The organism is Rhizobacter sp. P3_B12 (genome assembly GCF_056402895.1).
Genome location: NZ_JBFUGN010001461.1, coordinates 1 through 1,057, shown reverse-complemented (window position 1 = coordinate 1,057; position 1,057 = coordinate 1). Strand labels below are relative to the sequence as shown.

Below are 1,057 nucleotides of genomic sequence, written 5' to 3'. Positions count from 1 at the left end.
CCTCGAGGTCTGCGTGCTGTGCCTGGACCTGGATGCGTTCAAGCCGATCAACGACCGCCATGGCCACGCCGCCGGCGACCAGGTGCTGGTGCAGGTGGCCAAGCGCCTGCGCAAGCTGGCGCGCGAGCAGGATTTCGTGTTCCGCCTCGGCGGCGACGAGTTCCTGGTGCTGATCACCGGCCTGCCGGGTGAAGGCAGTGCGCTGTCGCGCACGCTGGCCGAGCGCATCGTTCGCGACATGCGCCGGCCGATGAGCTACCTGACGCTGAACAACCTGCGCGTGGGCTGCAGCATCGGCGCCGCCGTCTGGCCGACGCACGGCCCGACGCTGGCCGAGGCGATGCGCCACGCCGACGAGGCGCTCTACGCCGCGAAGCACGCGGGGCGGGGGCAGTTCAGGCAGTACGCCGGGGTGTCGGGCTGAGACGCTGAGGCCGGCCCTCAGGCAAAGCTGCGGCAATCCGCCAGCGGCAGCCCGCAGCCGTGCGGGTCTTCTGCGGCGAGCCAGGCCGTGGACACCTCGGTCGAGTTGTCGAGGAAGCGCTCGATCCACAGCATGAAGCCCTCGATGTCGAGCCCCGTCATCGGCATCGCCGACATGCTCAGCATCTCGCCGGTGTAGGCGTTCCAGCAGACCTCGAAGCGCGGATCGTCGCGCTGGGCGCGCGACAGGCAGCTCCAGTAGAGCTCATGCCCCGGCACCGCCACCAGCGAATGGCCGACCTGGGTGCCGATGCGCACGCACTCGAAGCGCGCGTCGAGGAACAGGTCGACCGCGAAGCGGTCGTTGCAGACGAAACGCGCCTGGTCACCCGCCACGCTGAAGGGCGAACTGCCGATGCGGCGGGCGAATTCGTCCAGGAGGATCTGCAAGGCGCTCATGGACCACCCGCGCTGTGAAGGCGAGGCGTCAGTAACGCGGACGTGCGCCGGGTTCCATCTGGCGACGCGACCGGCCAGCCACGACAGGGGTCGCATGGACACCCCCTCGACAGTGAACCGGCGACGCCGGCGCGTTACTCAGCACGCGCCCCTCTCAGGGCATTCGATCCCACGG

At 69.6% G+C, this 1,057-nt stretch carries 2 protein-coding genes; one reads left to right on the top strand and one right to left on the bottom strand.

What is annotated here, in order from left to right; translation table 11 throughout:
- The coding region (locus AC1D01_RS36095; RefSeq protein WP_477874536.1) for a GGDEF domain-containing protein at positions 1–424 on the top strand (424 nt) is incomplete at its 5' end.
- A gap of 17 nt (positions 425–441) precedes the next feature.
- Here AC1D01_RS36095 and AC1D01_RS36090 read toward each other — a convergent pair.
- Positions 442–882: a hypothetical protein gene (locus tag AC1D01_RS36090; RefSeq protein WP_477874534.1), complete on the bottom strand. Its 441-nt coding sequence runs from the start codon at positions 880–882 to the stop codon at positions 442–444.
- Positions 883–1,057 lie beyond the last annotated feature (175 nt).

Excerpts from the sequence above, each read along its gene's own strand:
- AC1D01_RS36090 (WP_477874534.1), bottom strand. The coding sequence starts at position 882 with ATGAGCGCCTTGCAGATCCTCCTGGACGAATTCGCCCGCCGCATCGGC.